This window comes from Nonomuraea sp. NPDC005501, from assembly GCF_040605905.1.
Lineage (GTDB): Bacteria > Actinomycetota > Actinomycetes > Streptosporangiales > Streptosporangiaceae > Nonomuraea.
Genome location: NZ_JBEXDT010000190.1, coordinates 1 through 5807, shown reverse-complemented (window position 1 = coordinate 5807; position 5807 = coordinate 1). Strand labels below are relative to the sequence as shown.

Genomic DNA, 5807 nt, shown 5'->3' with positions numbered 1-5807 from the left:
GTGGGTGGCGCGGTGCTGGCTTTCCCTTTCTTTGTTGGGGGTTTGGTGGGGCGCGTGTTGTGCCGGGGTGGGGGGCCGGCGCGGGGGGGCGGGGCCGGGCCGCCGGCTGGGGCGTCAGACGTTGAAGTACTTGGCCTCGGGGTGGTGGGCGACGAGGGCGGAGGTGGCCTGCTCGGGGTGGAGCTGGAACTCCTCCGACAGCGTGACCCCGATGCGCTCGGGCGAGAGCAGCTCGAAGAGCTGCACCTGGTCCTCCAGGTTGGGGCAGGCCGGGTAGCCGAACGAGTAGCGGCAGCCCTCGATGTTGACCTTGAGCATGTCGTCCAGCGACTCCTCGCCGCCGATGCCCAGCTCCGCCCGGACCCGCGCGTGCCAGTACTCGGCCAGCGCCTCGGTGAGCTGGACGGACAGGCCGTGCAGCTCCAGGTAGTCGCGGTAGGCGTCCTTGGCGAACAGCTCCGCCGTGGCCTCGGAGATCTTGCCGCCCATGGTCGCCACCTGGAACGCGACCACGTCCACCTCGCCGGACTCGCGCGGGCGGAAGAAGTCGGCCAGGCACAGGTGGCGGTCGCGGCGCTGGCGCGGGAACGTGAAGCGGGTGCGCTCGCGGCCCGCGTCGTCCAGGATGATCAGCGAGTCGCCGTCGCTGACGCACGGGAAGTAGCCGTAGACGACGGCCGCCTCCAGCAGGCCCTCGGTCTGGATGCGGTCGAGCCACATGCGCAGCCGGGGCCGGCCCTCGGTCTCCACCAGCTCCTCGTAGTCGGGGCCGTCGCCGCCGCGGGTCGGTTTGAGCCCCCACTGGCCCAGGAACAGCGCGCGCTCGTCGAGGAAGGCGGCGTACTCGGTCAGCGAGATGCCCTTGACGATGCGGTCGCCGTGGAAGGGCGCCGTCGGCACGCGGTTGTCGGTGGCCACGTCGGAGCGGGCGGGCAGCTCCTCGACGGGGGTGCGCTGGAGCACGGCGCCGGTCTTGACGCGGCGCTCGCGCAGCGGCGGCAGCGTCGCGCCGGCCACGCCGCGCTTGACGGCCATGAACGAGTCCATGAGCCGCAGCCCCTCGAAGGCGTCGCGGGCGTAGCGCACCTCGCCCTCGAACAGCTCGGCGAGGTCCTGCTCGACGTAGGCGCGGGTGAGCGCGGCGCCGCCCAGCAGCACCGGGTACTTCTCGGCCAGGCCCCTGGAGTTCATCTCCTCCAGGTTCTCCTTCATGATGACCGTCGACTTCACCAGCAGGCCGGACATGCCGATGACGTCGGCCTTGCTGTCGTCGGCGGCCTCCAGGATCGCGGAGACGGGCTGCTTGATGCCGAGGTTGACGACCTGGTAGCCGTTGTTGGACAGGATGATGTCGACGAGGTTCTTGCCGATGTCGTGGACGTCGCCCTTGACGGTGGCCAGCACGATGCGGCCCTTCGTCTCGCCCTCCACCCGGTCCATGTGCGGCTCCAGGTAGGCGACGGCGGCCTTCATGACCTCGGCCGACTGGAGCACGAACGGCAGCTGCATCTGGCCGGAGCCGAACAGCTCGCCGACGGTCTTCATGCCGTCGAGCAGCACCTCGTTGATGATCTCCAGGGCGGGCCGCTGGTCCAGGCCGGCGTCGAGGTCGGCCTCCAGGCCCTTGCGCTCGCCGTCGATGATGCGCCGCTTGAGCCGCTCCCACAGCGGCAGCGCGGCCAGCTCCTCGGCCCTGCCTGCGCGCACCGCGGCGGCGTCGACGCCCTCGAACAGGTCCATGAACCGCTGCAGCGGGTCGTAGCCCTCGCGGCGCCGGTCGTAGACCATGTCGAGCGCGACCTGGCGCTGCTCGTCGGGGATGCGGGCCATCGGCACGATCTTGGAGGCGTGGACGATGGCCGAGTCGAGGCCGGCGTTGACGCACTCGTTGAGGAACACCGAGTTGAGCACCATGCGCGCGGCCGGGTTGAGGCCGAAGGAGATGTTGGACAGGCCCAGCGTGGTCTGCACGCCCGGGTAGCGGCGCTTGAGCTCGCGGATGGCCTCGATGGTCTCCAGGCCGTCGCGGCGGGTCTCCTCCTGGCCGGTGGCGATGGGGAAGGTCAGGCAGTCGACGATGATGTCCTCGACCCGCATGCCCCAGTTGCCGGTGAGGTCCTCGATGAGGCGGGTGGCGACGCGCACCTTCCAGTCGGCGGTGCGGGCCTGGCCCTCCTCGTCGATGGTGAGGGCGACCACGGCCGCGCCGTGCTCGCGGACCAGCCGCATGATCTTCTGGAAGCGGGAGTCGGGGCCGGCGCCGTCCTCGTAGTTGACGGAGTTGACGGCGGCGCGGCCGCCGAGCATCTCCAGGCCGGCCTTGAGCACCTCGGGCTCGGTGGAGTCGAGCATGATCGGCAGCGTGGAGGCGGTGGCGAAGCGGAAGGCCAGCTCCCGCATGTCGCCGACGCCGTCGCGGCCGACGTAGTCGACGCACAGGTCGAGCATGTGGGCGCCGTCGCGGGCCTGGTCGCGCGCCATCTCGACGCAGTCGTCCCAGCGGCCCGCCAGCATGGCCTCGCGGAACGCCTTGGAGCCGTTGGTGTTGCACCGCTCGCCGATCGCCAGGTAGGAGGTGTCCTGCCGGAACGGGACGCTCTGGTACAGCGAGGACGCGCCGGGCTCCGGGTGCGGGCGGCGCGTCACGGGCTCGCGGCCGCGGACCCGCTCGACGACCTGGCGCAGGTGCTCGGGCGTGGTGCCGCAGCAGCCGCCGATCATCGACAGGCCGTAGTCGCGGGTGAAGGCGTCGTGGGCGTCGGCCAGCTCCTGGGCGCCGAGCGGGTAGTAGGCGCCGTCGGAGGTCAGCACCGGCAGGCCGGCGTTGGGCATGCAGGACAGCTTCAGCCGGGAGTGGCGGGCGAGGTAGCGCAGGTGCTCGCTCATCTCGGCGGGGCCGGTGGCGCAGTTGAGGCCGATCACGTCGACGCCGAGCGGCTCGATCGCGGTCAGCGCGGCGCCGATCTCGGAGCCGAGCAGCATCGCGCCGTTGGTCTCGATCGTCACCTGGGCGATGACCGGCACGTCACGGCCGGAGTCCTCGGCGGCCCGCTTGGCGCCGACGACGGCGGCCTTGACCTGGAGGAGGTCCTGGCAGGTCTCGATGATGATCGCGTCGGCGCCGCCCGCGATGAGGCCGGCGGCGTTGTCGCGGTAGGCGTCGCGCAGGCTGGCGTACGGCAGGTGACCGAGGGTGGGCAGCTTGGTGCCGGGGCCCATCGAGCCGAGCACGAAGCGCGGCTGGTCGGGGGTGGACCAGTGGTCGGCCCGCTCCCGGGCGATGCGCGCGCCCGCCTCGGAGTACTCGAAGACCCGGTCGGAGATGTCGTACTCGCCGAGGGCCGCGAGGTTGGCGCCGAAGGTGTTGGTCTCGACGCAGTCGACGCCGACGGCGAAGTACGCGTCGTGGACGCCCGCGACGATGTCGGGCCGGGTGACGTTGAGCACCTCGTTGCAGCCCTCGAGTCCCTCGAAGTCGTCGAGGGTGGGGTCCTGCGCCTGCAGCATCGTCCCCATGGCGCCGTCGGCGACGATCACTCGCTGGGACAGGGCTTCACGGAAGGAGGACGCGGGGCTGCTCATGGCGCTCAGCTTATCGGCTGTGCCCGCCGCGGGTTCTCGGGGACACGGGAATTGGATCATCAGGGATCGCGTCCCTGCACCGGCGTCACTCCGGTAACGGGATCTGGCCGCCCGTGGACGGTGCGGAGCCGGGCCCGCGTCTGGTAAAGGTGATCATCAGCACTCGGTGACATGAGCGGCTCCTCACCGCATAGGCTTAGCGGGACGGAGGAGAGAGGAGGCGACACATGATCGAGCTCGAAGGGCTCCCCGAGCTCGTCGACCCGGTGCTCATCGCCGCGTTCGAGGGGTGGAACGACGCGGGCGAGGCTTCCAGTGGTGTGATCGCCCACCTCGAGTCCGCGTGGAAGGCCGAGCCGCTGATCGCGCTCGACCCCGACGACTACTACGACTTCCAGGTCACCCGGCCCATCGTGGAGATGGGCGACGGGCTGACGCGTTCGATCGTGTGGCCGACGACCCGGCTCTTCCACGCGCGCCCGCCGGGGCTGGAGCGCGACGTGGTGCTGCTGCGCGGCATCGAGCCCAACATGCGCTGGCGCTCGTTCTGCGCCGACATCATCGAGGTCTGCCGCGAGCTGGGCGTGGAGCTGGCCGTCATGCTCGGCGCGCTGCTCAACGACTCCCCGCACACCAGGCCGGTGCCGATCCTGGGCGGCGCGACCGACGAGGCGCTGGCCCGCTCGACCAATCTGGAGCTGAGCCGCTACGAGGGCCCGACGGGCATCGTGGGCGTGCTCCAGCACGCCTTCGGCGAGGCGGGGCTGAAGGCCGTGTCGCTGTGGGCGTCGGTGCCCCACTACGTCGCCCAGCCGCCCAACCCGAAGGCGACGCTGGCGCTGCTGCGCCGCATGGAGGACGTCCTGGACATCCCGATGCCGCTCGGCGACCTCGACGAGGAGGCCCGCGCGTGGGAGCGCGGCGTGGACGAGCTGGCGTCCCAGGACAGCGAGGTGGCCGAATACGTCAAGGAGCTGGAGGACCGCAAGGACGCGGCGGAGCTCCCCGAGGCCAGCGGCGACGCGATCGCGGCCGAGTTCGAGCGGTACCTGCGGCATCGCGACACCGATACTGACAGCTGACTTCCAGCATTTCGGGCGCGCTTCCAGCGCGCCGTCCGGGTCATGATCGGGGCTGTACGACGGCGAGGCCGGCCGGGGGTTCCAGCCCGGCCAGGGCCTGGCCGAGGCTGAGGCAGGAGAGTCGGGCGTGCGCCGGTCACAGGGGCGTCACGCCGCCCCGTTCCACGTGACCGCCCACGTAAGGCCCCCCATGGTGACATCTCACGTAGACCCGCACCAGCGAAGCCAGGACGCCAGGCGACGTGTCCTGGAGATGGCGCTCTCCCTGCGCGACGGGCCGCCGGGCGGCTCGGTCGACCACTTCCTCGCGCTGCTGCAGTACCGCCTGCCGTTCTGGCTGAGCGTCCTGCACGACCTGTCGAACCACGCCGGCCGTGACACGGTCCGCGGCAACCTGGTGCCGGTGGCGCGGGCGGGCGTCGAGTACCACCTGGAGGTGCAGTCGGCCGCGCTGCCCGCGTTCAGCTCGCCCGACGTGACCGTGCGCGTCCGCGAGGCCATCCGCGCCGCGGGGCTCGGGCCGGACGCGGAGGTGACGCCGCTGGCCGCCTACCTGGAGGAGGAGCGGCGGCTCGGCCGGGTGGCGGCGGGCGTGGATCCGGAGGCGAGCGCGCGGCTGCTGCTCGCGGGCTGCTTCCACCGGGCCTACCTTGAGCTGTTCGTCGGGGCGGACGCGGTCCCGTCACGGGACGTGAGCGCCGAGGAGATCGTCCGCGAGCTCCGGCTGGATCCCCCGGCCTGACCGCCCGTCTGACCGCCCGCCTGCTCCGTCCGCCCGACTCCGCTGTGACGGGCGGACGGAGGGGGCGGCGCGGGTCACGGCGGGCCTCCGGGTCAGGTCAGGCCGTCGCGGCGCGGGCGGCCAGGGCGGCCTCGTCGTAGCGCGCCCACACCAGCGACGCCACGTCCGGGTCCGCGCCCAGGGGGTCGGTGACGAGGTCGGCCCCCGCGGCCAGGAGACGGCCGTGGAAGTGACCGGGCGCCAGCACGTACGACGCGACGGCCACCCGCCGGGCCGGACCGGACCCGGCCCGTTCCAGCGCCTCGGGGAGCGTCGGCGTGCCGGCCGAGGCGAACGCCGCGGTGACCGGCCGGCCGAGCCGGACCGCGAGGCGGTGGGCGGCGACGCGCACGTCGGCCAGC

General features: G+C 72.2%; 3 protein-coding genes and 1 pseudogene. 2 read left to right on the top strand and 2 right to left on the bottom strand.

What is annotated here, in order from left to right; all coding sequences use genetic code 11:
- Positions 1 to 114: 114 nt before the first annotated feature.
- Positions 115 to 3582, bottom strand: a complete 3468-nt coding sequence (metH, locus tag ABZS51_RS42100; RefSeq protein WP_355453784.1) for a methionine synthase — start codon at positions 3580 to 3582, stop codon at positions 115 to 117.
- A gap of 227 nt (positions 3583 to 3809) precedes the next feature.
- On the opposite strand from metH, the gene ABZS51_RS42095 reads away from it, so the two are divergent.
- Both ABZS51_RS42095 and ABZS51_RS42090 read left to right on the top strand, forming a co-directional pair.
- A complete protein-coding gene (locus ABZS51_RS42095; RefSeq protein ID WP_310709028.1) occupies positions 3810 to 4664 on the top strand; it encodes a PAC2 family protein in 855 nt (284 codons plus the stop codon).
- 193 nt (positions 4665 to 4857) lie between these two features.
- Complete coding sequence (locus ABZS51_RS42090; protein WP_355453781.1) at positions 4858 to 5406, top strand: hypothetical protein; 549 nt, start codon at positions 4858 to 4860, stop codon at positions 5404 to 5406.
- Positions 5407 to 5503: 97 nt separating this feature from the next.
- Here ABZS51_RS42090 and ABZS51_RS42085 read toward each other — a convergent pair.
- A pseudogene (locus ABZS51_RS42085) lies at positions 5504 to 5807 on the bottom strand (sirohydrochlorin chelatase); the annotation flags it as partial.